The organism is Pseudomonas moraviensis subsp. stanleyae, from assembly GCF_036283065.1.
In the GTDB taxonomy this organism is placed as follows: Bacteria; Pseudomonadota; Gammaproteobacteria; order Pseudomonadales; family Pseudomonadaceae; genus Aquipseudomonas; species Aquipseudomonas stanleyae.
On sequence record NZ_JAADJI010000012.1, the window covers coordinates 1 to 26,669 of the forward strand.

General features: G+C 60.8%; 22 protein-coding genes. 10 read left to right on the plus strand and 12 right to left on the minus strand.

Annotated features, from left to right (window positions below; translation table 11 throughout):
• Nucleotides 1-406 precede the first annotated feature (406 nt).
• Complete coding sequence (locus GXB78_RS21460) at nucleotides 407-1,237, minus strand: alpha/beta fold hydrolase (protein ID WP_329516884.1); 831 nt, start codon at nucleotides 1,235-1,237, stop codon at nucleotides 407-409.
• A 248-nt stretch (nucleotides 1,238-1,485) separates the two neighbouring features.
• On the opposite strand from GXB78_RS21460, the gene GXB78_RS21465 reads away from it, so the two are divergent.
• Genes GXB78_RS21465 through GXB78_RS21480 form a run of 4 tightly spaced genes read left to right on the plus strand, consistent with a single transcriptional unit; the run spans nucleotide 1,486 to nucleotide 5,723 of the window.
• Nucleotides 1,486-1,941, plus strand: coding sequence for a (2Fe-2S)-binding protein (locus GXB78_RS21465; protein ID WP_329516885.1), 456 nt, complete (start codon nucleotides 1,486-1,488; stop codon nucleotides 1,939-1,941).
• Nucleotides 1,942-1,963: 22 nt separating this feature from the next.
• A complete protein-coding gene (locus GXB78_RS21470; protein ID WP_329516886.1) occupies nucleotides 1,964-4,126 on the plus strand; it encodes a xanthine dehydrogenase family protein molybdopterin-binding subunit in 2,163 nt (720 codons plus the stop codon).
• A gap of 1 nt (nucleotide 4,127) precedes the next feature.
• Complete coding sequence (locus GXB78_RS21475) at nucleotides 4,128-4,706, plus strand: hypothetical protein (protein ID WP_016774149.1); 579 nt, start codon at nucleotides 4,128-4,130, stop codon at nucleotides 4,704-4,706.
• Between the two features lie 54 nt (nucleotides 4,707-4,760).
• The gene (locus GXB78_RS21480; protein ID WP_329516887.1) at nucleotides 4,761-5,723 is read left to right on the plus strand and encodes a sensor domain-containing diguanylate cyclase; all 963 of its coding nucleotides are present in this window, start codon (nucleotides 4,761-4,763) and stop codon (nucleotides 5,721-5,723) included.
• Between the two features lie 207 nt (nucleotides 5,724-5,930).
• On the opposite strand, the gene GXB78_RS21485 is transcribed toward GXB78_RS21480, so the two are convergent.
• The 9 genes from GXB78_RS21485 to gloB form a co-directional block, all read right to left on the minus strand.
• Complete coding sequence (locus GXB78_RS21485) at nucleotides 5,931-9,053, minus strand: hypothetical protein (RefSeq protein WP_329516888.1); 3,123 nt, start codon at nucleotides 9,051-9,053, stop codon at nucleotides 5,931-5,933.
• Nucleotides 9,054-9,203: 150 nt separating this feature from the next.
• On the minus strand, nucleotides 9,204-9,998 hold the full coding sequence (gene fabI, locus GXB78_RS21490; protein ID WP_014339032.1) for an enoyl-ACP reductase FabI: 795 nt from the start codon (nucleotides 9,996-9,998) through the stop codon (nucleotides 9,204-9,206).
• 19 nt (nucleotides 9,999-10,017) lie between these two features.
• The gene (locus tag GXB78_RS21495) at nucleotides 10,018-11,628 is read right to left on the minus strand and encodes an ABC transporter ATP-binding protein (protein WP_329516889.1); all 1,611 of its coding nucleotides are present in this window, start codon (nucleotides 11,626-11,628) and stop codon (nucleotides 10,018-10,020) included.
• 1 nt (nucleotide 11,629) lies between these two features.
• On the minus strand, nucleotides 11,630-12,649 hold the full coding sequence (locus tag GXB78_RS21500; RefSeq protein ID WP_016774153.1) for an ABC transporter permease: 1,020 nt from the start codon (nucleotides 12,647-12,649) through the stop codon (nucleotides 11,630-11,632).
• A 1-nt stretch (nucleotide 12,650) separates the two neighbouring features.
• On the minus strand, nucleotides 12,651-13,724 hold the full coding sequence (locus GXB78_RS21505; RefSeq protein ID WP_329516890.1) for a microcin C ABC transporter permease YejB: 1,074 nt from the start codon (nucleotides 13,722-13,724) through the stop codon (nucleotides 12,651-12,653).
• A gap of 4 nt (nucleotides 13,725-13,728) precedes the next feature.
• A complete protein-coding gene (locus GXB78_RS21510) occupies nucleotides 13,729-15,570 on the minus strand; it encodes an extracellular solute-binding protein (RefSeq protein WP_329516891.1) in 1,842 nt (613 codons plus the stop codon).
• Complete coding sequence (locus GXB78_RS21515; protein WP_329516892.1) at nucleotides 15,567-17,399, minus strand: extracellular solute-binding protein; 1,833 nt, start codon at nucleotides 17,397-17,399, stop codon at nucleotides 15,567-15,569. The genes GXB78_RS21510 and GXB78_RS21515 overlap by 4 nt, the downstream gene beginning before the upstream one ends.
• 314 nt (nucleotides 17,400-17,713) lie before the next feature.
• The gene (locus GXB78_RS21520) at nucleotides 17,714-19,177 is read right to left on the minus strand and encodes a transglycosylase SLT domain-containing protein (RefSeq protein ID WP_329516893.1); all 1,464 of its coding nucleotides are present in this window, start codon (nucleotides 19,175-19,177) and stop codon (nucleotides 17,714-17,716) included.
• Between the two features lie 99 nt (nucleotides 19,178-19,276).
• Nucleotides 19,277-20,044, minus strand: a complete 768-nt coding sequence (gloB, locus tag GXB78_RS21525; protein WP_329516894.1) for a hydroxyacylglutathione hydrolase — start codon at nucleotides 20,042-20,044, stop codon at nucleotides 19,277-19,279.
• A 66-nt stretch (nucleotides 20,045-20,110) separates the two neighbouring features.
• Between gloB and GXB78_RS21530 the strand changes: the two genes are divergently transcribed.
• The 4 genes from GXB78_RS21530 to GXB78_RS21545 all read left to right on the plus strand — a co-directional run bounded on the left by GXB78_RS21530 (nucleotide 20,111) and on the right by GXB78_RS21545 (nucleotide 23,315).
• The gene (locus GXB78_RS21530) at nucleotides 20,111-20,869 is read left to right on the plus strand and encodes a class I SAM-dependent methyltransferase (RefSeq protein ID WP_041480625.1); all 759 of its coding nucleotides are present in this window, start codon (nucleotides 20,111-20,113) and stop codon (nucleotides 20,867-20,869) included.
• A gap of 90 nt (nucleotides 20,870-20,959) precedes the next feature.
• Entirely contained in the window at nucleotides 20,960-21,430 is a 471-nt protein-coding gene (rnhA, locus tag GXB78_RS21535) for a ribonuclease HI (protein ID WP_007910572.1), read from the plus strand.
• Between the two features lie 203 nt (nucleotides 21,431-21,633).
• Nucleotides 21,634-22,392: a DNA polymerase III subunit epsilon gene (gene dnaQ, locus GXB78_RS21540; RefSeq protein WP_133339872.1), complete on the plus strand. Its 759-nt coding sequence runs from the start codon at nucleotides 21,634-21,636 to the stop codon at nucleotides 22,390-22,392.
• A 308-nt stretch (nucleotides 22,393-22,700) separates the two neighbouring features.
• Nucleotides 22,701-23,315, plus strand: coding sequence for a GNAT family N-acetyltransferase (locus GXB78_RS21545; RefSeq protein ID WP_329516895.1), 615 nt, complete (start codon nucleotides 22,701-22,703; stop codon nucleotides 23,313-23,315).
• On the opposite strand, the gene GXB78_RS21550 is transcribed toward GXB78_RS21545, so the two are convergent.
• Nucleotides 23,281-24,174, minus strand: coding sequence for a LysR substrate-binding domain-containing protein (locus GXB78_RS21550; RefSeq protein WP_329516896.1), 894 nt, complete (start codon nucleotides 24,172-24,174; stop codon nucleotides 23,281-23,283). The genes GXB78_RS21545 and GXB78_RS21550 overlap by 35 nt on opposite strands.
• Nucleotides 24,175-24,259: 85 nt before the next feature.
• Nucleotides 24,260-24,490: a hypothetical protein gene (locus GXB78_RS21555; protein WP_016774209.1), complete on the minus strand. Its 231-nt coding sequence runs from the start codon at nucleotides 24,488-24,490 to the stop codon at nucleotides 24,260-24,262.
• A gap of 183 nt (nucleotides 24,491-24,673) precedes the next feature.
• On the opposite strand from GXB78_RS21555, the gene GXB78_RS21560 reads away from it, so the two are divergent.
• Together GXB78_RS21560 and GXB78_RS21565 are read left to right on the plus strand one after the other, a co-directional pair.
• The gene (locus GXB78_RS21560) at nucleotides 24,674-25,231 is read left to right on the plus strand and encodes an NADPH-dependent FMN reductase (protein ID WP_042609556.1); all 558 of its coding nucleotides are present in this window, start codon (nucleotides 24,674-24,676) and stop codon (nucleotides 25,229-25,231) included.
• Between the two features lie 149 nt (nucleotides 25,232-25,380).
• Nucleotides 25,381-26,664, plus strand: a complete 1,284-nt coding sequence (locus GXB78_RS21565; protein ID WP_329516897.1) for an arsenic transporter — start codon at nucleotides 25,381-25,383, stop codon at nucleotides 26,662-26,664.
• Nucleotides 26,665-26,669: the final 5 nt, after the last annotated feature.

Genomic DNA, 26,669 nt, shown 5'->3' on the forward strand with positions numbered 1-26,669 from the left:
CGTCGCCCGTGGATCAAGATCAAGATCAAAAGCAGGCGAGCTGACACTCGGCCTCATGGTTGGCGCGATCATTGTAGGAGCTGCCGAAGGCTGCGATCTTTTGATCTTGATCTTGATCTTGATCTTGATCTTGATCTTGATCTTGATCTTGCTCTTGTAGGAGTGAGCCTGCTCGCGATAGCTATCTCAAAGATACGAATGAATAGCGGATCTATCCTGATCCCTGTGGGAGCTGGCTTGCCAGCGATGGCGGCCTTATAGCCGACCAGTCTGTGGCGGATATACCTGTTCCAAATGTGGGAGCGAGCCTGCTCGCGATGGCGGTGGGTCAGTCACTATTGAATTGACTGACCCACCGCTATCGCGAGCAGGCTCACTCCTACAAGGGATTGCGTACATCTGCATCTCAGCCGCGAATAAACGCCAACAAATCCGCATTGATCGTCTCCGCCTGCGTCGTTGGCATGCCATGCGGAAAACCCGGATACGACTTCAGCGTGCCATTGGGCAGCAGTTTCGCCGACAGTGGCCCGGAGTTGGCGTAAGGCACGATCTGGTCGTCTTCGCCATGCATCACCAGAACTGGCACCGTGACTTTTTTCAGATCTTCGGTGAAGTCAGTTTGCGAGAACGCGACGATGCCGTCGTAGTGGGCCTTGGCGCCGCCGATCATGCCCTGGCGCCACCAATTGGCGATGATCCCTTCCGACGGCTCGGCGCCGGGGCGGTTGTAGCCATAAAAAGGCCCGCTCGGCACATCTCGATAGAACTGCGCGCGATTCGCCGCCAACTGTGCCTGGAAGCCATCGAATACCGATTGCGGCAAACCGCCCGGGTTGCTTTCAGTCTGCACCATCAATGGCGGCACGGCGCTGATCAATACCGCTTTGCTGACCTTGTCCTGGCCATGCCGGGCGATGTAATGGATCACTTCGCCGCCGCCGGTGGAATGGCCGACATGCACCACGTTGTTCGTTCCCAGATGATTGACCACGGCCAGCACATCGTCGGCGTAGTGGTCCATGTCGTGGCCGTCCCAGACCTGGCTCGAGCGCCCGTGGCCACGTCGATCATGGGCAATCACCCGAAAGCCCTGCGCCAGGAAAAACAGCAGTTGCGCGTCCCAGTCATCCGAACTGAGTGGCCAGCCATGGTGGAAGTGAATTACCGGGGCGTCGCGCGGGCCCCAGTCCTTGTAGAAGAGGTCGACGCCGTCTCGAGTGGTGACAAAACCCATATTCGTTACTCCTGACCTGTGATGGACAACCGCGAGATCCGCGGACCGGTTGCGCAGAGATACGACGACTCGGTGCGAGCCGTTATCAACTGTAGGAGCAAAGCCGGAGTCTGCATGACCGCTGGTCACAACGTCTGGCTTCAAGCGCAATTTAGGCTTTGCTGAAAGGGATAAGCGCGGGCGTGCGTAGGTTTCTCCGACCACAGCGATGCCCCTGCGCAACACCGTAAGCCTGAGGAAATCACCCGATGCTGACCCTGAATATCAATGGCAAGGATCAGGAGCTCGATGTCCCCGCCGACATGCCGCTGCTCTGGGTTCTGCGCGATGTCGCGCACCTGACCGGGACCAAGTTCGGCTGTGGCATGGCCCAGTGCGGTGCCTGCACCGTGCACGTTGACGGCGCGCCATTACGCTCGTGCATTACCCCGGCCACTGCCGTCGCCCACGGGCAGAAAATCCTCACCATCGAAGGCTTGTCCGCCGATGGCTCGCACCCGGTGCAGCAGGCCTGGGCGGAACTCGACGTGGTCCAGTGCGGTTACTGCCAGTCCGGGCAGATCATGTCTGCCGCCGCGTTGCTGGCGAAAATTCCCAACCCCACCGACAGCGATATCGATCAGGCCCTCTCCGGCAATATCTGTCGCTGCGGCACCTATCCGCGCATTCGCGCAGCGGTCAAACGCGCTGCCGAAATCGGCTGATTCAATCTCTGGGAGATAGACGATGAACAGTCCCCTATCGCGTCGCGGTTTTCTCAAGGGCAGCGCCGTGCTCGGTGGCGGCTTGATGGTGGCGTTTGTGGTGCCCGGGGCCAATCGATTCGCCCGCGCAGCAGAGGATCAGAACAAGACATTCGCGCCGAATGCGTTCCTGCGCATTGCGGCGGACAACAGCGTCACCGTGCTGCTTGGCCATTCGGAAATGGGCCAGGGCATCTGGACCGGACTGACCATGCTGATCGCCGAAGAACTCGACGCCGACTGGTCGAAAATCCGCGTCGAGCACTCGCCAGCCTCGGCGGCGGATTACGGTTTGCCGGCGTTTGGCGGCATGCAGATCACCGGCGGCTCGACGTCGACCTGGATGGAATTCGACCGCTATCGACTGGCCGGGGCGACGGCGCGGCAGATGCTGGTGGAAGCGGCGGCGAAACGCTTCGACGTTGCGCCTTCGACGATTCGCACTGAGTCCGGCGTGGTGATCGCCGGCGACCAGCGCGCGACCTATGGCGAACTGGCCGATGCCGCCGGGCAACTGCCGGTGCCGGACGCGAAAACCATCACCTTCAAGGAGGCCAAGGACTGGAAGGTCATCGGCAAACCGACCAAACGTCTCGACACCCCGGAAAAGATCACCGGCCGCGCCAGATTCGGCATGGACGTGCAGTTCGAAGGCCTGATGACCGCGATGGTCGCCCGCGCGCCGGTGTTCGGCGCCACGGTCAAATCCTTCGAAGGCGCCGCAGCGCTGGCGATTCCCGGTGTGCACAAGGTGCTGCAGGTGCCCAGCGGGGTGGCGGTGGTCGCCGAGCATTTCTGGGCGGCGAAGCTGGGGCGTGATGCGCTGAAGGTCGATTGGGACCTGGGGCCGCTGGCCGACATGAGCAGTGAAAAACTGCTGGAAAGTTTCCGCAAACTGGCGGCGACGCCAGGCACCTCCGCCACGCAGGCAGGAGATGCCAAGACCAGCTTCGGCAAAGCCGCGAAGAAAATCGACGTCGAATACAGCGTGCCGTATCTGGCCCACGCGCCGATGGAACCGCTCAATTGCACAGTGCAAATCAGCGCCGGCAAATGCGAAATCTGGACCGGCACGCAGTTCCAGACCCTCGATCAAATGGTCGCCAGCAAGATCACCGGGCTCAAGCCTGAACAGGTCGAGATACACACGGAATTTCTCGGCGGTGGCTTCGGGCGCCGGGCCAATCCGACCTCGGATTTTGTCGCCGAAGCCGTGCATGTAGCGAAAGCGGCGGGCCTGCCGGTGAAAACCGTGTGGGCGCGCGAAGATGACATTCGCGGCGGCTATTACCGCTCGATGTACCTGCATCACGCCCAGGTCGGGCTGGGCGCCGATGGCCTGCCGATGAGTTGGCAGCATGTGCTGGTCGGCCAGTCGATCATGGCCGGGACGATGCTCGAGGCGGCGATGGTCAAGAACGGCATCGATGCGACCTCGGTCGAGGGCGTGGCCGACAGTCCGTACATCAAGGACCTGGCTGATCATCAGGTTGAGCTGCATTCGCCACAGACCGGGATCAATGTGCTGTGGCTGCGCTCGGTGGGCCATACCCACACAGGTTTCGTCATGGAATCGCTGATCGATGAACTGGCAACAGCGGCGGGCAGGGATCCGGTGGAGTACCGGCGAACGTTGCTCAAGGCGCACCCGCGCCACCTCGGCGTGCTCAATCTGGCAGTGGAGAAGGCCAATTGGGGCGCACCGTTGCCGGACGGGCATGCTCTGGGCGTGGCGGTACACGAGTCGTTCGGCAGCTATGTGGCGCAGGTCGCCGAGGTGTCGCAGGACAATCTGGCGATCCGCGTGCATCGGGTGGTCTGCGCGGTGGACTGCGGCATTGCGGTGAATCCGCAGAGCATCGCCGCGCAGATGGAATCGTGCATCACCTTCGGCCTCGGCATGGCGCTGTACAGCAAGCTCACCGTGAAGGACGGCGGCGTCGTGCAGTCCAACTATCACGATTATCAGGTGCTGCGGCTCAACGAAATGCCGCTGGTCGAAGTGCACATCGTTCCCAGCAGCGAAAAACCCGGCGGTATCGGCGAGCCCGGCGTACCGCCAACCGCGCCGGCCGTGGCCAACGCGGTGTTCGCCCTGACCGGGCAACGCCTGCGCGAACTGCCACTGCAACTGTCGGGGGTGTGAGATGAAACGACATCTTGTGTTGGGCACCGTCGTTTTGCTCGGTCTCGGTGGCTACGCCTCGGACCTGTTTGCCGAGGATCAGGAAGCTCTGAAAGCCTTTGGCACGGTGCAGAAAGTCTTTCAGAGCCCGCGCTGCCAGAACTGCCATATTCCCGGCGATTCGCCGTTGCAGTTCGACGCCGGCATCCCCCACGCGATGAATGTCGTGCGCGGCATGGACGGCAAGGGCGCCGCTGGTCTGCCCTGTGCCACCTGCCACGCCGAAAGCAATCCGCCGGCCAGCTACGGCCCCCATGCACCTCCGGGCGCGCCACACTGGAGCCTGCCGCCGGCGGCGCACAAAATGGCCTGGATCGGTCTGCCCTCGGACAAGCTCTGCGCGATGATCAAGGACCGCGCGAGCAACGGCGATCGCGATTTCGCTGCGCTGTTAAAACACGTCAGCGAAGACAAACTGGTGCTCTGGGGCTGGAATCCCGGGGCAGGGCGCGCGCCGGTGCCGGTGCCGCACGATATTTTCGTCGCGCAATTCAAACTCTGGGCCGATGCCGGCGGGCCGTGTCCGGTGGCGCAGATGTGAAGCCGCGACGATTTAGCGCTACGCTGAGGGCATGACTGTCTATGGAGTGTGCGCATGCTGGTGCCCGGAAAACCTGTCAACGAAGCTGCACGTATCGACGCGCTGCACGGCCTGAAGCTCGACTCGGCGCCGGAGGAGCGTTTCGATCGCCTGACGCGTCTGGCCAAGCGCCTGTTCAACGTGCCGATCGCCTTGGTCACGCTCGTGGACAAGGATCGTCAGTGGTTCAAGTCCTGTGTGGGGCTTGATGTCAGCGAGACGTCGCGCGATGTCTCGTTCTGCGGTCATGCGATTTTGCAGGACAAGCTGATGCTGGTACCCGATGCGCTGGAAGATTTGCGTTTTCATGACAATCCGCTGGTCACCGGCGCGCCGAATATTCGTTTTTATGCCGGTTATCCGCTGACCGTGCCGGACGGCAACAAGATGGGCACCTTGTGCCTTATCGATACCAAACCCCGCAACCTCGACGACGAAGAACGTGCTTTGTTGCGCGACCTCGCGGAGATGGCCGAGCAAGAATTGACGGCGGTACAAATGGCGAGCATGGATGAACTGACGCTGCTGTCCAATCGCCGCGGGTTCAAGCAGCTGGCCCAGCATGCACTGGACGCCTGTGCGCGGCTGAACCGGCCGGCAACGTTGCTGTTTTTCGATCTCAACGACTTCAAACAGATCAACGATCTGTACGGCCATGCCGAAGGCGACAGTGCGCTGAAGACCTTCGCCGATGTGTTGCGCATTGCCTTTCGCGAGAGTGATGTGGTCGGGCGCCTTGGCGGCGATGAGTTTGTCGCGTTGCTGACCGGCTCCAGCCACGTCGAAACCACGCGGATCATGGCGCGGCTCAAGGAAATCCTCGAAGAACGCAACGCCACCCTGCACCGCGGGTACGCGATTCGCTTCAGCGTCGGCCAGATCGAATACGATCCCGCGCGCCACGAAACCGTGGATCGCTTGCTGGCCGATGCGGATGGCGCGATGTATGCGCACAAACAGGCGTTGAAAGGCTGCTAGTCCTGGCGAAAATCCTTTGCAGGAGTGAGCCTGCTCGCGATAGCGGTGGGTCAGGCAATTTGATGCTGGCTGATCGACCGTCTTCGCGAGCAGGCTCGCTCCCACAGGTTTCGATGGCGCGGAGGATTTTTCAGTTCAGCACCATCTCTGTGGGAGCGAGCCTGCTCGCGAAGACGTCAGCCGATTCATCGCGGGAGTCGCCATTGCTCAGCGCTTGGGCGGGCTGAGCTTCTGGTAAAACGCCAGCCATTTCTCGTGAATGGCAGCGGCATCCTTGAGTTCGGGCACTCGCAACGCGTCTTGCAGCGCTTTCGCTTCATAAGCATCGAACAGGTGCCGGACGGCGGTGCTGGCGATGGCGTTGACTTTGTTGGAGGCGAAGGTATCGGGCACGGCGGTGCGTTCCTGTTGCGCCAGTGGTGCGCCCTGAATATCGAGCCGAGTGATGAACGCTGTGCAGGTGGCGTTCGAGCGAGGCAGGGTGCCGTGACGGTATGCTTCGGCATCGAGGGGCAGCGATTTCGCCGCTTCTTTCCCCACCGATGGTTTGAGTAATGCAACGTCGATATCGCGACGCAGCAGTACTTCATTCCTGCAGGGCAAAATCTCGAAAACTCTGGTTGGCCGCCCATGCAGCAGCGCCAGTACGGCAAACGGTGCAGTGTTGGCCTCAGCCAGCTTGTCCGTGGCTGCCGATACCGGTCGCAGGGCAAGCAACTCCAGCGTGTTGTCTTCGATGTCGAGCCGTTGCGCCAGCGGCAGGCGACAGAATGCTTCCTTGAGACCTGCGACATGCGCGTCCTTCATGTGCTTGAGGCGCGCCGTCAGTGCCGCATGAAAGGCGCTTGCCACGTTGTTCAGTCTGGGCAACGACGCAAGCATGGGGGCCAGTTGCAACTGCGCATTGCTCGATTGCCATCCCTGCATGTCGCCTGACAACTTGCCGGCGATATGCAGTTCAGACAGGGAGAAATGCGGCACAGGAATATCAGCGTTCGAGGCTGGAACAAACAGCACCTTCTCCGTCAGGTGCGGGTTATCGGCGAAGACCTTGCGCAGATCCGCCAGGGCAACAGTAGTGGGAGTGGGCGCTGACGACTGGAAGGCCCGGCGATAAAAATCGTAGATCAGCCGATTGTGGTTGCGAAAGAGCAGATCAGCCTGCTTCAGCGTATCGGCGTCGTAAACGGTGACCTGAAATTCGGCGTTGCGCTGGATCAGCCCTCGTGCAACGGCCCAGTCGACAACGACCGAGGCACAGGTTTCTTCGCGCAAAAAACTGTAGAAGTCCGCTGGTGCCGGGCCTTTCGTCAGCTGGCGCAATTGCTCGTAGGTCATCAGGCGCGCCACGCCGGGCAGGCGGCTTTCAATGTACAGCACGACCTGTTTCAGCCTTACCCAGCGCAGGCAACTCATGTAAGGCAGCGATCGAGGAATGCCGCGGGTGAGAAACTCTGGCGAGATGCCGGACAATAACAGGTGGGTCGCCAATGTCTTGTTTTTGACCCGCGCCAGTTGGGGTTGCCGATCAATGAACCGGCGTACTTCATCGTAATTGTCGCCCCAGAAATCACTGCCCTCCAGGCGCTGGGCGACGATTCGGTTCACATCCTCACCGGCGCTCGGTTCCAGGTTGAGAATCAACGCCGCGAGCAACAGACGGTCGCGATTGGTGGCCAACAGGCGTTTTTTCTGGGTCGGCGCGCCCAGGTTCTTCACCAGTTGATTGGCCAGCGTCCGTGCGCGTGGCGTGATCAGGATACGGCTGATCAGGTAGTCGGCTTTGGCTCTGAGGGTATTGAGCGGCAGATCGGTATCGACCCCTTCACTCAAGTAGTCGATCAAAGGCGGCGAATCCTTGGGTAAAAACCTTTGGGTGGTGTCGATGATGCGTTGACGCTGCTGCGCCGTGAACCGTTCGGTTTTTGTCCACGGTTGCCCCAGCAGATACCAGTGATTCATGTGTCCGGGACGCATGTGCAGATTGATCCTGTCCCATTTCGCCAGGGCGAGGGCTTGCTCGACAGTTTTCGGCAAAGGCAGTTCGTAGAAACGCAGCATCTGCCCGAGCGTGACCTTGCCGCTTGAGCGCAGAGCTCCGCCGGCTTTGCTTGCATTGGCTTTGAGCCGGTCGCGGTGCAGCTTCAGATCGGAATGTTTTTCCACCTGCGCCGTCAGGTTGACCCATCCTTTGCCACTGGCGGTACCGACATGACCGGAATCGGTCACCAGCAATTGATTGTCGGCAGGCAAGCTGCGCTGCTGCAGGATGGCCTGAAAACCCGCATTGGAGCTTAGCGTCTGCAATTGGCGCTGGCCGAGCGCCATCCACTCCGCCAGCGCGGAATCCGGATGGGGCTCGCTGAACTCCTCGTAATCGATTCTGGCCTTCGGCGCCTTGTTCCAGCTCAATGCTTCCAGACGTCGGACAATATGCCGGGCGTCTTCCAGATCGCCAAAACCTTCGCGATAACTGCGGATGGGCGCGCTGGTCTGAACGTAATCGCTGACGTAGGGCAGTTCAGGCCAGGTGTATTGGCGCAGGCGTTGCGCGAGTGCTTTGGCCTGCACGGCATCTTCAGGCACCGCGAACTCGTAGCGGCCCAGCAGCTCGCCGAGTTTAAGGCGCGGCCCTCGGACAGGAGCGGAAACGGAAGCTGAAGTGAGCGTTACCGGCGTGTCGAGAAAGCCTCGCTGCTCGAATGGATCGCTCGCCAGCAACGCCGCATCGATGCAATCGGCGATGGCCCGGAAGTCCTCCAGTTGCGCGTTGCGCTCCTTTACCACGGCCGAAGTGGTGTGGCCGTTTTCATCGATGACGGCCAGGCCACTGGTCTTCAACTCGGCGATGATAACTCTGGCCTGGACCTGGTTTTGCGGTTCCGGATAGCCGTAGAACGCCAGCACCACTTGCCGGGGAAAGCGATACAGCGGGTTGGCGGATTTACCGCCGATATAGGGCAGGCCCAGCGCCGCAGGATCGATGCGCTGGGAAATCGACAGCAGCATCGGCGCCATCTGCCACCAGCCCGAGTCATCTTCCAGCGTGAAAATACGGATGCCAGTGGTGCCGTTCGACGGGGTCTGCGCTTGCAGGGTGTCACCCTTGATCTGCACGGTGTCCAGATCGATGTGAAAGCGGCTGGCCCAGTCGAGAAATTCGGGGCGTTCCAGGGCCGCCCAGTAAAGCTCCATCCATTCGCGCAGCAGGCACGGACGGGGCACGTCCAGCGTACGCGCCGGTGTGGCGGTGCTGACCACCGGTACGGCGGTCAATTCTGTAATGAGATTGTGGATCAGCGTCTGTTCATGTACCGGTGTGTCGTTCATCTGCGCCTCCCTGGCGGCTGATAAGCATCGAACGCCGAGTATCGACGCCGGGGCAGGGCGGCTGGCGGTACATATGTAGTGGTCCGAGCTTTTCTGCAGGCATAAAAAAACCCGCCGGATCCGGCGGGTTTTTTATCGGCTACAGGAAGATCACTCTTCGATGTTGCCCATTGCGGTGGTGTTGAAACCGCCGTCGACGTACATGATTTCACCGCTGATGCCCGACGCCAGGTCGGAGCACAGGAAGGCGCCGGCGTTGCCGACTTCTTCGATGGTGACGTTGCGGCGCAGCGGCGTCTGCGCTTCGTTGGCGGCCAGCATCTTGCGGAAATTCTTGATGCCGGAAGCGGCCAGGGTGCGGATCGGACCGGCCGATACGCAGTTGACGCGGGTGCCATCCGGACCGAGGGAACCGGCCAGGTAACGGACGCCGGCTTCCAGCGAAGCCTTGGCCATGCCCATCACGTTGTAGTTCGGCATGGTGCGCTCGGCGCCCAGGTACGACAGGGTCAGCAGGCTGCCGTTGCGGCCTTTCATCATTTCGCGACCGGCCTTGGCCAGCGCGACGAAGCTGTAGGCGCTGATGTCGTGAGCGATGCGGAAACCTTCACGGGTGGTGGCTTCGGTGAAGTCGCCGTCCAGTTGGTCGCCCGGAGCGAAGCCGACGGAGTGAACGATGCAGTCCAGGCCGTCCCACTTCTTGCTCAGTTGTTCGAAGACCTTGGCGATTTCTTCATCGCTGGCCACGTCGCACGGGAAGCACAGCTCAGGGCTCGAACCCCAGCCTTGGGCGAATTCTTCAACACGACCTTTCAGTTTGTCGTTCTGATAAGTGAAGGCAAGCTCAGCGCCCTCGCGATGCATGGCGGCAGCGATGCCGGATGCGATGGACAGCTTGCTGGCGACACCGACGATCAGTACGCGCTTACCGGCGAGAAAACCCATGTGTTGCTCCTCTTTCAGGTTATTGCGCAGTGGCTGGCACCAGAAAAGCGGCTTCCAGCAACTGCTGTGTATACGGATGTTGGGGGGCGGCAAAGATACTTTGCGCGTCTCCCTGTTCGACCACTTGGCCATGCTTGACCACCATCAACTGGTGGCTCAGCGCTTTGACGACAGCCAGGTCATGGCTGATGAACAAATACGTCAGGTTGTACTTGGCTTGCAGTGAACGCAACAGCTCCACCACTTGCCGCTGCACCGTCCGGTCGAGCGCCGAAGTCGGCTCGTCCAGCAGGATCAGCGCCGGTTTCAGCACCAGGGCCCGGGCAATGGCGATTCGCTGCCGTTGCCCACCGGAAAATTCGTGGGGGTAGCGGTGCCGGGTTTCCGGATCCAGACCTACCTCCTTCAATGCCGCAATGATCGCCGCTTCCTGCTCGGCGGCGGTGCCCATCTTGTGTATCCGCAGGCCCTCGCCAACGATGTCATTGACGCACATGCGCGGGCTCAGGCTGCCAAACGGGTCTTGAAATACCACCTGCATCTCCCGGCGCAACGGGCGAACCTCGCTTTGCGTCAGGCAGTCTAGCTGCTTGCCTTCAAAGCGGATCGCGCCTTTGCTGCCGATCAGGCGCAAAATCGCCAGACCCAGGGTGGATTTGCCGGAACCGCTTTCGCCGACAATCCCCAGGGTCTGACCCTGAGGCAGGCTGAAATTGATGCCGTCCACTGCCTTGACGTAATCCACCGTGCGCTTGAGCAGGCCTTTCTTGATCGGGAACCAGACTTTCAGGTCCTCGACTTCGAGCAGCGGCGCGCCGATTTCATTGTTCGCCGGGCCGCCGCTGGGCTCCGCGCCAAGCAGTTCCCGAGTGTACGGATGCTGCGGCGAACGGAACAGCTCTGCGCACGATGCCTGTTCGACGATGCAACCGCGCTGCATGACACATACGCGATGCGCAATTCTTCGCACCAGGTTCAAATCATGACTGATCAGGAGCAACGACATGCCCAATCGAGCCTGAAGATCCTTGAGCAAATCGAGGATTTTCAGCTGAACGGTCACGTCCAGCGCGGTGGTTGGTTCGTCGGCAATCAGCAATTCCGGTTCGTTGGCCAGGGCCATGGCGATCATCACCCGCTGGCGCTGGCCGCCGGACAGTTCATGGGGCAGGGCCTTGAGGCGCTTGTGCGGCTCGGGGATGCCGACCATCTCCAGCAGTTCCAAAGTCCGTCTGGTCGCGACTTTGCCGCTCAGGCCCTTGTGGATGCCGAGGATTTCGTTGATCTGCTTCTCGATCGAGTGCAGCGGATTCAGCGAAGTCATCGGCTCCTGAAAGATCATCGCGATGCGGTTGCCGCGAATATGACGAATGGTCTTTTCGCTCAGATCCAGCAGGTTCTGCCCGGCGTAATTGATGCTGCCGGCCGGATGCCGCGCCATGGGGTAGGGCAGCAGGCGCAGGATCGAATGCGCCGTCACCGATTTGCCCGAGCCCGATTCGCCGACCAGCGCCAGGGTTTCGCCGCGCTTGATGTCGAAGCTCACGCCCTCGACCACGCGGTGTACGCGCTCGCCGAAACCGAATTCGACGGCGAGGTCGCGCACTTCGATCAGATTGTCCTGATTCATTTCACTTCCTCGGGTCGAAGGCATCGCGAGCGGACTCGCCGATAAACACCAGCAAACTCAGCATCAGCGCCAGCACGGCAAACGCGCTCATGCCCAGCCATGGCGCCTGCAGGTTGGATTTGCCTTGAGCAACCAGCTCGCCCAGCGACGGACTGCCGGCCGGCAAGCCGAAGCCGAGGAAATCCAGCGCGGTCAGTGTGCCGATGGCACCGGTGAGGATGAACGGCATAAAGGTCATGGTCGAGACCATGGCGTTGGGCAGAATGTGGCGGAACATGATCGCGCCGTTCTGCATGCCCAGCGCCCGCGCGGCGCGCACGTATTCCAGATTGCGGCCACGCAGGAACTCGGCGCGCACCACATCGACCAGGCTCATCCACGAGAACAACAACATGATCCCCAGCAACCACCAGAAATTCGGCTGGACGAAACTGGCGAGGATGATCAGCAGGTACAGCACCGGCAGGCCCGACCAGATTTCCAGGAAACGCTGTCCGGCCAGATCGACCCAGCCGCCATAAAACCCCTGCAGTGCCCCGGCAATCACGCCAATGATCGAACTCAGCACGGTCAACGTCAGCGCAAACAGCACGGAAATGCGGAAACCGTAGATGACTCGCGCCAGCACATCGCGGCCCTGATCGTCGGTGCCCAGCAGGTTGTCCGCCGAGGGTGGCGCCGGCGCCGGGACTTTCAGGTCGTAGTTGATGCTCTGGTAGCTGTAGGGAATCGGCGCCCACAGAATCCACGCGTCCTTGGCCTTCAGCAGTTCGCGGATGTACGGGCTCTTGTAGTTGGCTTCCAGCGGGAATTCGCCGCCGAAGGCGGTTTCCGGGTAGCGCTTGATCGCCGGAAAATACCAGTTGTTGTCGTAATGCACGACCAGTGGCTTGTCGTTGGCAATCAGTTCGGCGCCCAGACTCAGGCCGAACAGGATCAGGAACAGCCATAGCGACCACCAGCCACGCTTGTTGGCCTTGAACAGTTCGAAGCGCCGGCGGTTGAGAGGGGACAGGTTCATCTCAATGCTCCCGGCTGGCGAAGTCGATGCGCGGATCGACAAAGGTGTAGGTCAGGTCGCCGATCAGTTTCACCACCAGCCCGAGCAGGGTGAAGATGAACAGCGTGCCGAACACCACCGGGTAATCGCGGTTGATCGCCGCTTCGAAACTCATCAGGCCGAGGCCGTCGAGGGAGAAGATCACTTCCACCAGCAGGGAGCCGGTGAAGAAGATGCCGATGAACGCCGACGGGAAACCGGCAATCACCAACAGCATGGCGTTGCGGAACACGTGGCCGTAGAGCACGCGATGGCGAGTCAGGCCCTTGGCCTTGGCGGTGACCACGTACTGTTTGTTGATCTCGTCGAGGAAGCTGTTCTTGGTCAGCAGGGTCATGGTCGCGAAGTTACCGATTACCAGCGCCGTGACCGGCAATGCCAGGTGCCAGAAGTAATCGAGGATCTTGCCGCCCAGGCTCAACTCATCGAAGTTGTTCGACGTCAGGCCGCGCAGGGGGAACCAGTCCAAATAGCTGCCTCCGGCGAATACCACGATCAGCAGGATCGCAAACAGAAACGCCGGGATTGCATAACCGACGATGATCGCCGAACTGGTCCAGACATCGAAGTGGCTGCCGTGCCGCGTGGCCTTGGCGATGCCCAGCGGGATCGACACCAGGTACATGATCAGCGTGCTCCACAGCCCCAGCGAGATCGACACCGGCATCTTTTCCTTGATCAGGTCGATGACCTTGGCGTCGCGGAAGAAGCTGTCGCCGAAATCCAGCCGGGCGTAGTTCTTGACCATGATCCACAGGCGTTCCGGGGCCGATTTGTCGAACCCGTACATGTGCTCGATTTCCTTGATCAGCGCCGGGTCCAGGCCCTGCGCGCCACGGTAGGACGAACCGGCCACCGCCACCTCGGCACCGCCGCCAGCGATGCGACTGGTAGCGCCCTCGAAGCCTTCGAGCTTGGCGATCATCTGCTCGACCGGCCCGCCGGGCGCGGCCTGGATGATCACGAAGTTGATCAGCAGAATGCCGAACAGGGTCGGGATGATCAGCAGCAGTCGCCGAAAGATATACGCCAGCATCTGATTACTCCGTGCCCGCAGGGTCGGCTTGCAGTTGGGTTTCGACTTCTACGGCAGGCTTGGCGTCAGGCTTGACCCACCAGGTGTTGATGCCGATGTCGTACTTGGGCGAGGTTTTCGGGTGGCCGATGTGGTTCCAGTAGGCCACGCGCCAGCTCTTGATGTGCCAGTTGGGCACCACGTAGTAGCCCCATTGCAGTACGCGATCCAGCGCGCGGGCGTGGGCTACCAGACTTTTGCGCGAATCGGCGTTGATCAGGCTTTCCACCAGTTGGTCAACGGTCGGGTCTTTCAGGCCCATGCTGTTGCGGCTGCTCGGTTTGTCGGCGGCGGCGCTCATCCAGTATTCGCGCTGCTCGTTGCCCGGCGAGTTGGACTGCGGAAAACTGCCGACCATCATGTCGAAGTCCCGCGAACGCACGCGGTTGATGTACTGCGAGACGTCGACGCGGCGGATCACCAGATCGATGCCGAGGTCGCTGAGGTTGCGCTTGAACGGCAGCAGCACCCGTTCGAATTCGGTCTGGGCGAGGAGGAATTCGATCACCACCGGTTTGCCCGTGGCGTCGACCATTTTGTCGTCGACAATCTTCCAACCGGCCTCTTGCAGCAGTTGATACGCCTCGCGCTGCTGGGTGCGAATCATGCCGCTGGCGTCGGTCTTCGGGTTTTCGAAGGCTTCGCTGAACACCTGGGCCGGCAGTTTGCTGCGGAACGGTTCGAGGATCGCCCGCTGATCGGCGTCCGGCAGGCCGGTGGCGGCCATTTCCGAGTTCTCGAAGTAACTGCGGGTGCGCACGTAAGCGCCGTTGAACAATTGCTTGTTGGTCCATTCGAAATCGAACAGCAGCCCCAGCGCCTGACGCACGCGGACATCCTGGAACAGCGGGCGGCGCAGGTTGAAGACGAAGCCCTGCATGCCGGTCGGGTTGCTGTTGGGGATCAGTTCCTTGATCAAGCGGCCCTCGGTGACCGCCGCAACGTTATAGGCACTGGCCCAGTTCTTCGCGGTCATCTCCAGCCAGTAATCGAACTGCCCGGCCTTCAGCGCTTCGAGGGCGACGGTGTTGTCGCGGTAGTAATCGGTGGTCATCGTGTCGAAGTTGTAAAAGCCACGGTTCACCGGCAAGTCCTTGCCCCAGTAATCCTTGACCCGCTCGTAACGTACCGAGCGTCCGGCCTTCACTTCGGTGACCTTGTACGGGCCGCTGCCCAGCGGAATTTCCAGATTGCCCTTGTTGAAGTCGCGACTGGCCCACCAGTGTTTCGGCAGGACCGGCAATTGGCCGAGGATCAGCGGCAGTTCGCGGTTGTTGCTGTGTTTGAACTTGAACAGCACTTTCAAAGGGTCTTCGACGATGGCTTCGGCGACGTCGTTGTAATAGCCGCGAAACATCGGCGAGCCTTCCTTGGTCAGCGTCTCGAAGCTGAACACCACGTCTTCGGCGCGCACCGGATGGCCGTCATGGAAACGCGCTTCCGGGCGCAGGTAGAAGCGCACCCAACTGTTGTCGTCGGCTTTCTCGATCTTGCTGGCGATCAGGCCGTATTCGGTGAACGGCTCGTCGAGACTGTGCTTGGTCAGGGTGTCGTAGATCTGCCCGATGTCATCGGCCGGCACGCCTTTGTTGATGAACGGGTTGAGGCTGTCGAAGCCACCGAAACCGGCCTGACGGAACACGCCGCCTTTGGGCGCATCGGGGTTCACGTAGTCGAAATGCTTGAAGTCGGCCGGGTATTTCGGCGGCTCGTTGTACAGGGTCACGGCGTGTTGCGGGGCGGCCCAGGCCAGCCCGGCGAACAGCAAACCGCTGGCCTGCACGAGCAGGGTGCGAACAGGGTTCATCGATCTTTCTCCGAAGACTTCAGCCACCATGCGCTCAGGCCCAGGGTGTAGGGCGGCGTGGTGACAAAGGCCAACCGGTTGCGGTAGGCCAGACGGTGATAATTGAGATACCAGTTGGGAATGCTGTAGTGCTGCCAGAGCAGCACGCGGTCGAGCGCCTTGCCGGCGGCGACCTGCTCGTCACGGGTGCGCGCGGCGAGCAATTGTTCAAGCAGATGATCGACCACCGGGTTGGCGATGCCCGCGTAATTCTTGCTGCCCTTGACGTTCACCTGGCTGGAGTGGAAGTACTGCCATTGTTCCAGGCCCGGGCTCAGGGTCTGGCCGAGGGTCATCGAGATCATGTCGAAATCGAATTGATCGAGGCGCTGTTTGTACTGCGCACGATCAACGGTGCGCAGGCGCGCGTCGATGCCGATGCTGTTGAGATTCTCGATGTATGGCTGATAGAGACGCTCCAAGCTCGGATTGACCAGCAGCAGCTCGAAGCGCAGCGGTTGACCTTGGGCGTTTTGCAGGCGCTGGCCGTGGAGTTTCCAGCCGGCCTCGGCGAGCAGGGCGAGCGCCTTGCGCATGGTCTCGCGCGGAATGCCGCGGCCGTCGGTTTTCGGCAGAGTGAACGGCTCGGTGAACAGCCTGGCCGGGAGCTGATCCTTGTACGGCTTGAGCATCAGCCATTCGTGCCCGACCGGCAGGCCGGAGGCGGTGAATTCGCTGTTGGGGTAATAACTGGTGGTGCGTTTGTAGGCATCGCTGAACAGCGCGCGGTTGGTCCACTCGAAGTCGAACATCAGGCCCAGCGCTTCGCGAGTCCTGACATCGGCGAAGGTCGCGCGGCGGGTGTTCATGAACAGGCCCTGGGTCTGGGTCGGGATCTGATGCGGGATCTGCGCCTTGATCACCTCGCCACGCCGTACGGCAGGGAAGTGGTAGCCGTTGACCCAGTTTTTCGCCTGATGCTCGATGTAGATGTCGAACTCGCCGGCCTTGAACGCTTCGAACGCCACATCGCTGTCGCGGTAGAACTCGACTTCCATGCGATCGAAATTGTACTTGCCGCGATTGACCGGCAGGTCCTTGCCCCAGTAATCCTTGACCCGTTCGAAAATCAACTGCCGCCCCGGCGTTACCGAGATGATGCGGTATGGCCCGCTGCCCAGCGGTGGTTCGAAGGTGGTGGCCTTGAAGTCGCGGTCTTTCCAGTAATGCTGTGGCAGCACCGGCAATTCGCCCAGGCGCAGGATCAGCAGCGGATTGCCCGAGCGCTTGAACACGAAGCGAATGCGCTGCTTGTTGAGGATGTCGACCCGCAGCACTTCCTGCAGCGCGGTGCGATACAGCGGATGACCGTCCTTGAGCAGCGTTCGATAGGAGAACGCGACGTCATAGGCGCTGATCGGCGTGCCGTCATGGAAGCGCGCCTCGGGGCGCAGGTTGAACACCACCCAGCTGCGATCTTCGCTGTACTCCAGCGATTGTGCGATCAAACCATAACTCGACGCAGGCTCGTCGCCGGACGGCGAATACTGCCCTGTGCCGACCATCAGCGGCTCGTTCAGCTCGTTGATGCCGTACTGGAGGAAATTGGCGGTGGTGACCGGGCTGGTGCCCTTGAAGGTGTACGGGTTGACCGTATCGAAAGTGCCGAACGCCATCACCCGCAACGTACCGCCCTTGGGCGCTTGCGGGTTGACCCAGTCGAAGTGGGTAAATCTGGCCGGGTACTTGAGCGTGCCGAACTGCGCATAACCATGACTTTCGGTAATCGTCGCGCTTGCGGTTGAGCTCAAGGCCAGGCTGATCAGGAGCAGGAGGAGGGCACGCTTCAAGTCAGATCCGATCCAGCGGCTTGGGCTTTGTGGGCCGTACAGTAACAGCTTGTCTGGACAGGAAAAAGATAGCGGGTTAATGCGCCCCTCACCCTAACCCTCTCCCCGGAGGGAGAGGGGACTGATCGTGGTGTCTGGGCAAATTGCACCGACGTGCGATACCGAGTCGAACTCAGTTTCTGAAAAGCCCCCGATTGGCTCCCTTTCCCCCTCGCCCCCTTGGGGGAGAGGGCTGGGGTGAGGGGGATGGATCCTCAGGGCTCCACAGTATTCGATCCAGAAAAAAGCCCCTGATTTCTCAGAGGCTCTTTCAATCAGTGCGGCTGATAAACCGTGAGCATTTGCCCAGGCTTGAGTGCCTTGCCCGCACCCGGATTCCAGCGCTTGAGATGTTGCATCTCGACGTTGAACCGCTTGGCCACCACATACAGGGTGTCGCCGCGCTTGACCTTGTACTGGGTCTGCTGCTTGCTCTCGTCCTTGCCTTTGCTCTTGCTGTTGGCTGCCACAACGGTGTTGACCCGGCCGGACTTGCGCGCCGGTGCCCGCTTGGTGTTGTCCTGCATGACCAGGGTCTGGCCGACCTTGAGATTCTTGCCGGTCAGCTTGTTCCAGCGCTGCAGATCCTTGACTTCAACCTTGTTGGCCTTGGCGATGGAGCCGAGATTGTCGCCACGCTTGACCCGATAAGCGCGTTTGAGCTGCGCGACTTCAGACGGATCGGCGCCTTCGAATACCGGCTTCAGCGAGCGCGGGCTGATCAGCTCGTCCGGGCGCATGGTCTGCAGGCTGGCGGTCAGCAGTTGCGCCTTGGACGTCGGCACCAGCAGATGCTGCGGGCCGTCGATGGTGGTGCGCTGTTTGAACGCCGGGTTGAGCTGGAACAGTTCGTCTTCGTCGATGTTGGCCACCGCAGCGACCTTGGATAGGTCCATGCGCTGGTTGATTTCGACGACCTGAAAGTACGGTTCGTTGGCGATCGGATTGAGGTTGACGCCGTAGGCTTCCGGCGCCAGCACCACCTGCGACAGTGCCAGCAGTTTCGGCACGTAGGCCTGGGTTTCTGCCGGCAGTGGCAGGTTCCAGTAGTCGGTGGGCAGGCCAAGCTTTTCGTTGCGCTCGATCGCCCGGCTGACCGTACCTTCACCGGCGTTATAGGCCGCCAGAGCCAGCAGCCAGTCACCGTTGAACATGTCGTGCAGACGAGTCAGGTAATCCATCGCCGCCGTGGTTGAAGCGGTGATGTCGCGACGGCCATCGTAGAAACGCGTCTGGCGCAGGTTGAAGTAACGCCCGGTCGATGGAATGAACTGCCACAGGCCCACTGCATCGGCGCGGGAATAGGCCATCGGATTGTAGGCGCTCTCGATCACCGGCAGCAGGGCCAGCTCCAGCGGCATGTTGCGCTCTTCGAGGCGTTCGACAATGTAATGAATGTAGAGGCTGCCGCGTTCGCCGGCATTCTCGAGAAAAGAGGGATTACTGGCGAACCACAGGCGTTGTTGCTCGATGCGCGGATTGACGCCTAGGCCGTCCTGCAGCTGGAAGCCCTGGCGCATGCGTTCCCAGATGTCCTGGGGCGCCACTGGCGTGGGCTTTTCGGTCAGCCAGATCGGCTTCTGCTTGGCTCGCGCAGCAATGTTCGGCGTATGTGTCGCTTCAGTCTGCGGAGCGTGGCTGGAGCAACCCGCCAGCGTGGCGGACACAGCCACCGCGATGGCTTGCGCCAGGCGGGTCAAAGCATCTGAATTGACGGACTTACGTATGGATGACGACATTGGCTGGAAGTAAGTTCCGGGCAAAAATGTCGGGCGATTCTAGAAAGCGCACCCCCTGCGGTCAACCATTGAGAATTTTTGCCCCGGCCGGCGCGGTCGTCAGAACTTGTCTTTCCATGCCCGCAGAGCCGCAAAAACCTCACTCGGCGCCCGGTTTTGAGCGCCTTCCCGTTCGTCCACTTTTTGTGTAACCAATGTTTCAGAAGCGCGTAAAAACGGATTGGTCAGTTTTTCCAGGGCCAACGTCGACGGCAGTGTCATCACGCCGTTCTGCCGTTGCTGAGTGACCTTTTCCAGACGGGCGGCAACATGCCGATTGCCCGGCTCGACGGCGGCGGCAAACTTGAGATTGCTCAAAGTGTATTCATGGGTGCAGTAGACCAGGGTATCTTCCGGCAGCGCCGCGAGACGGCTGAGCGAGTGATACATCTGCTCGGGCGTGCCTTCGAACAGCCGGCCGCAACCGGCGGCGAACAGGGTATCGCCGCAGAACAGCAGGCCGTGGTGGTAATAGGCGATGTGCCCCAGGGTGTGACCGGGCACCGCGTAGACGTCGAAGTCCCAGCCGAGCACGCTGACGCTGTCGTTGTCCTTCAGCGCTACGTCGCGCGCCGGGATGCTTTCGCTGGCCGGGCCGTAGACCTTGGCGCCGGTCGCGGCTTTCAGGCGCTCGACACCGCCGACGTGGTCGTGGTGATGGTGGGTGATCAGAATATCGCTGAGCACCCAGCCCGGATGCGCATCGAGCCACGCCTGCACCGGGGCGGCGTCGCCCGGATCGACCACCGCACAGCGCTGGGTCTGATGATCCTGTAACAACCAGATGTAGTTGTCGGTGAAGGCGGGCAGGGCACTGATCTGTATCATCGTCGGAATTCGCCAAGCGGAAAACATTGGCGCATCTTAGTAGTTCCTGGCGCGTTGGAGAATGACATGACCGATAAAGCGTTCGCTCAGGCCGATCCCGACTGGCTGGCATTGATCAGCGCCGCCCGCGAATGGCTGTCGGGGCCGCTCGGGCAATTTCTGCTGGATGAAGAGCGGCGCATGCTCGATGACGAGCTCGGCCGGTTCTTCGGCGGTTATCTGGTGCATTACGGCCCGTCCGCCGAAACCCCGCCGGCGGCGCCGCAAGTGCAGCGCAACGTGCGTCTTGGCGCGCCGTTGCCCGGGGTCGAGATCGTCTGCGAAGAGCAGGCCTGGCCGTTGAGCGAGCACGCCGCCGACGTGGTGGTGATGCAGCATGGTCTGGATTTCTGCCTGTCGCCCCACGGTTTGCTGCGTGAAGCGGCGAGCAGCGTGCGTCCCGGCGGGCATTTGCTGATCATCGGCATCAATCCCTGGAGCACTTGGGGCCTGCGGCATTTCTTCGCCAACGACGCCTTGCGCAAGGCGCGCTGCATCTCGCCGTCGCGGGTCGCCGACTGGCTCAATCTGCTGGGCTTCGCGCTGGAGAAACGCCGCTTCGGGTGCTATCGTCCGCCGCTCGCGTCGCCCAAGTGGCAGAACCGTCTGGCCGGCTGGGAACGCAAGGCCGGCGACTGGCAATTGTCTGGCGGCGGCTTCTATCTGTTGGTGGCGCGCAAGATCGTGGTGGGGCTCCGGCCGTTGCGCCAGGAGCGTCGCGAGCCGATGGGCAAGCTGATTCCGCTGCCGATGGCCAAGGTCAATCGCCGCCGTATCGAACCGTAAACCCTCTTTTATTTGTGGCCGGGCTTGTCCCGGCCGCGGTCACTGTCGATTCGTGATCGGCAGGACAGGCATTTTTCTGGAAAGACTGGCATGAGCGAAAGCGTGGAAAGCGTCGACACCGTAGAACTGTTCACCGACGGCGCCTGCAAGGGCAACCCCGGCCCCGGCGGCTGGGGCGCGCTGCTGGTGTGCAAGGGCGTCGAAAAGGAACTGTGGGGCGGCGAGGCCAACACCACCAACAACCGCATGGAACTGCTCGGCGCGATCCGCGGCCTCGAAGCACTCAAGCGTCCCTGCGAAGTGCTGCTGGTGACCGACTCGCAATACGTGATGAAAGGCATCAACGAGTGGATGGCCAACTGGAAAAAGCGCGGCTGGAAGACTGCCGCAAAAGAACCGGTGAAGAACGCCGATCTGTGGAAAGAGCTGGACGAGCAGGTCAACCGCCACAAAGTCACCTGGAAATGGGTGCGCGGGCATATTGGCCATCACGGTAACGAGCGGGCGGACCAGTTGGCCAACCGGGGTGTTGACGAAGTGCGTGGTTACAAGCAGAGCTGATTCCGCTTCTAACCGTGGTGCGCCCATTCGCGAGCAGGCTCGCTCCCACAGGGAAATGTATTCCAGACCTTGAATTGGAATACATTCCAATGTGGGAGCGAGCCTGCTCGCGAAGGGCTCGCCACGGTCTGACTGAAACACCCCACCGAGCGTGTTAATATCCGCGCCTTTGCACGATTGACCCCGTTGAGAATTGAACACTGATGGCCACCAGATCCGTTGTACTCGATACCGAAACCACCGGCATGCCGGTGACCGATGGTCACCGGATCATTGAAATCGGTTGCGTCGAACTGATCGGTCGGCGCCTGACGGGCCGGCACTTTCACGTTTATCTGCAACCGGATCGCGAGAGCGACGAGGGTGCGATCGGTGTGCACGGCATCACCAATGAATTCCTCGTCGGCAAGCCGCGCTTTGCCGAGGTCGCCGACGAGTTCTTCGAGTTCATCAAAGGCGCGCAGCTGATCATCCACAACGCGGCGTTCGACGTTGGCTTCATCAACAACGAATTCGCCTTGATGGGCCAGCACGATCGCGCTGACATCACTCAGCACTGCACGATCCTCGACACCCTGATGATGGCCCGGGAGCGTCATCCGGGGCAGCGCAACAGCCTCGATGCGTTGTGCAAGCGTTACGGCGTCGACAACTCCGGCCGTGAGTTGCACGGCGCCTTGCTCGACTCGGAGATCCTCGCCGACGTCTACCTGACCATGACCGGCGGCCAGACCAGCCTGTCGTTGGCCGGCAACGCCTCCGACGGCAATGGCACGGGTGAGGGCGCGGACAACTCGGCCACGGAAATCCGTCGTCTGCCGGTTGATCGTCAGCCAGCACGCATCATCCGCGCGACCGAAGAAGAACTGGCGGCGCATCTGGTGCGGTTGGAAATCATTGCCAAATCGGCAGGAGCGCCAGCGTTGTGGACACAGATTGCCGAGGCTGATGCGCAGGCCTGAAAGATCGAAAAAACAAAAGATCAGAAGATCAAAAGATCGCAGCCTTCGGCAGCTCCTACGGGGATTGCATTCCATAGTAAGGGACGAGGAAGGCGGCGATTTTTTGCGTTTGGCGACATGGAGCCAAGTTGCCACCCTCGCCACATCCGCTGCAACCCTCTACCCTGAGAGCATTGGCAGGTGCAGATCTGCCGCCTCAGGACACTGAGCCGCATGTACAAAGAGTTGAAATTTGCGCTGGCAATCATCCATCGCGACATCAAGGTCGACAGCGTCGGCTGCGTCAAGGAATGAGGACCTTTCCCAGTATGCAACCGGTCATGAATCCGAAATACCCAGGGTTGTCGGTGCGGGTCGCCGACGAAGGTTTTGCGCCATATATCTGGGGCAGCGACTTCAGTTTCGAGGTCGCCGCCTATGGTGCGGCCGTGATCGGCAAACCGGTCGAGCAATGGCCGGTGACGCCGATCGTGCCGTACCGCAAGTGCTACGGCATCGATCCCGAAGAATTCAGCGCCTTTCACAATGCGCCCGACAGCGCGATTTTCATGGCGTACCTGGACGACGAACCGGTCGGCCACTTGGTAATCAGCACCAACTGGAACGGCTTTGCCCACATTGATGAACTGGCGGTGCACGCCCCGGCCCGGCGCCACGGCGTGGCCAAGGCGTTGCTCGATGTCGCGCAGTTCTGGAGTCGCAAGAAAAAACTGCCGGGCATCATGCTTGAAACCCAGAACAACAACCTCGGCGCCTGTCGGCTATATGAGCGCTGCGGTTACGTGATTGGCGGCATCGATCACCTGCGCTATCGCGGCATCGATCCGCATACCGCCGAAGTCGCATTGTTCTGGTATCGCCTGTTCGACAACCCGCTGGAAAAACCACTCAGCTCGACAACATCGCCTCGGCTTGTTCCGTGATGATTGCCAGCAGCGCCTGAATCGCCGCTGACGGCGCGGCGTGCTTGAAGGTCAGGGCGTAGAGGCTGATCGGCACCGCCGGTGATAACGGGCACACGTCCAGCCCGCCGGCGCGGGCGCCCAAAGCGGTGAAGGGATCGACGATGGCCAGGCCTTCGCCGGCCTCGACCATGCTGCGCATCATTTGATGGGTCTGCACGCGGGTCTGAATACTCGGCGCCGGGCGCAAGGCCTGCAGTTTGTTTTCCAGCGCCGGGCTCAGCGGATCCTGACCCTCGAGACCGACCATGGCCTGACCGGCCAGATCCGCCACGGAAATGTATTTCTGTTTCGGCTGCAGCCAGCCGTGCGGCGCAAGCAATTGCAGCTTGCCCTGGGCCAACGGCTGACAGTGGATATCGGCGTGCTCGGGATCGTGCAGGCTCAGGCCCAGATCGCTTTCGCGCAGTAACAGGCTGCGGACGATGTCGCGTGTCGGTGCGCTGAGCAGGCTGCAAGGTGCATCCGGCAAACGGCGGCGCAGGGCCGCCAGGCTTTGCGGCAACAGCTGTTGAGCCAGCGGCGGGGTGCCGATGATGCGCAGGGGCGGGGCGAGGTATTGCTTGAGGCTGCTGGCCAGACGCTGCACCGGCTCCAGCGCCTCATAGATGTGCGCGATTTCCACTTGCAAGGCGCGCGCTTCGGGCGTCGATTGCAGGCGTCCGCGAACGCTGGCAAACAGCATGAACCCCAGCTGACTCTCGGCTTCGCGCAAACGCTCTTCGACTTCGGTCACGGGCAATTGCAGCCATTCGGCGGCGGTGCCCAGGTGACCGGTCTGCAAGAGCGCCTGAATCACTTCGATGTGGCGTAAACGCATGCGTGAAGTCCATGTTCAGCAGGTGGGGGCAGACGCTGAATCCTACCCCAAGTCTGCACGCATGACTTCTGCTCATAACCCAGGGTTATTGAGCGACGGTTGGCTCAGGTTCGCGGATCAGGGTAATGCCTGATTGAACCAGGAGGAACTCGCTGTCACTGACCTTGTTGACTCGATCGCCAATGGCCAGTCGGTAAATGGGCTCCGAGCCAGTGGATCCGTCTGCAGACGGGTTCGATTCCTGGAATTCATGCACCGAATAAACACGGCCTTCCGCGTCTCTTGCATGAAACTGACCGACGAGTACTGCTGCCATCTGCTTAGAACCTCTGGAGATAAAACGCTTGATTTGCGGCTTTGTAGACCGTCACCAAGCCCGGTAAGTTTTCGTACAGGAAAAAAATATTCCTCGCGCAGGAAAAACCAATGAACACTGGTGAAAGCGTCAGTGGATCATCTATAACTAGCGACTCTTCCCACAGACCATCGAGAGTCATACATGAGCAATGTCTACAACGTCGCTGTAGTGGTCGGTAGCCTGCGCAAAGCATCGATCAATCGCAAAGTCGCACTGGCCCTCGCCGAACTGGCACCGGCCAATCTCAAGCTGGAGATTGTCGAAATCGGTGAACTGCCGCTGTACAACGAAGACATCGACGGCGATTCTCCGCCCGCAGCCTACAGCACTTTCCGTCAGAAAGTGGCGTCATCCGACGCGGTGCTGTTTGTCACCCCCGAGTACAACCGCTCGATCCCGGCACCATTGAAGAACGCCATCGACGTCGGCTCCCGCCCTTATGGCCAGAGCGCGTGGAGCGGCAAACCCGGCGCGGTGATCAGCGTTTCGCCAGGCGCCATCGGCGGTTTCGGCGCCAACCAGCACCTGCGCCAGACCTTTGTTTTCCTCGATATCCATTGCCTGCAACAGCCTGAAGCGTATCTGGGCGGTGCGGGCAATGCGTTTGACGAAGCGGGCAAGCTGAGCGAATCGGTAAAGCCGTTCCTGCAGAAATTCATCGATGCCTACGGCCAGTTCGTAGAGCAACACAAGAAATAATCTCACTGAGACTCACTGTGGGAGCGAGCCTGCTCGCGAAAGCTGTGTGTCAGATAATAATTTCATGTCTGACACACCGCCTTCGCGAGCAGGCTCGCTCCCACATTTGTTCGATCTCCACCCGTTTCCATATTTGAAGGCTTCTGCGAATGCTCGCTGCGTCACTGATTTTCCTGCTGACCATCACCCTCGTCATCTGGCAACCCAAGGGCCTTGGCGTCGGCTGGAGTGCAACGCTGGGCGCCGTGCTGGCGTTGATCTTCGGCGTCGTTCACCTCACGGATATTCCGCTGGTCTGGCAGATCATCTGGAACGCCACCGGCACCTTCGTCGCACTGATCATCATCAGCCTGCTGCTCGACGAGGCTGGCTTCTTCAACTGGGCGGCGCTGCACGTGGCGCGTTGGGGGCGGGGCAGTGGGCGCAAGCTGTTTGCCTTCATGGTGCTGCTCGGCGCGCTGGTCTCGGCGCTGTTCGCCAATGACGGCGCGGCGCTGATTCTCACACCGATTGTGATTTCGATGTTGCTGGCGCTGCGATTCTCACCGGCGGCGACGCTGGCCTTCGTCATGGGCGCCGGATTTATCGCCGACACGGCGAGCCTGCCGCTGGTGGTGTCGAACCTGGTCAACATCGTTTCCGCGGACTTCTTCCATATCGGCTTCAACCGTTATGCCGCGGTGATGGTGCCGGTCAACTTCGTCAGCGTCGCGGCGACGTTGGGCATGTTGCTGTGGTTCTTCCGCCGCGACATTCCTGCGTCTTACGACCCTGAACAACTGGAAAACCCAAACACCGCGATCCACGACAAGGCGACGTTCTACGCTGGCTGGGCGGTATTGGTGATCCTGTTGATCGGCTGCTTCGCCCTCGAACCGCTGGGCATTCCGATCAGCGCAATTTCGGCAGTGTGCGCCGCGCTGCTGCTGGGCATCGCCGCGCGCGGCCACAAGATCTCCACGCGCAAAGTGATGAAAGAGGCGCCATGGCAGATCGTGATTTTTTCGCTGGGCATGTATCTGGTGGTCTACGGCCTGCGTAACGCCGGGCTCACCAGTTATCTCGCCGGCTGGCTGGACGTATTCGCCGGCCACGGCGTATGGGGCGCGGCCATGGGCACCGGCGTGCTGACGGCGCTGTTGTCGTCGATCATGAACAACCTGCCGACCGTGCTCATTGGATTGCTGTCGATTGATGCCAGCCAGGCCAGTGGGGTGATCAAGGAGGCGATGATCTACGCCAACGTGATTGGCAGCGACCTGGGGCCGAAAATCACTCCGATCGGCAGCCTGGCAACGTTGTTATGGCTGCATGTGCTGGAGCGCAAGGGCATCCATATTGGCTGGGGTTATTACTTCCGCGTCGGGATTGTGTTGACCGTGCCGGTGTTGCTGGTGACGTTGGCGGCATTGGCTTTGCGGTTATCCATATAGACCGA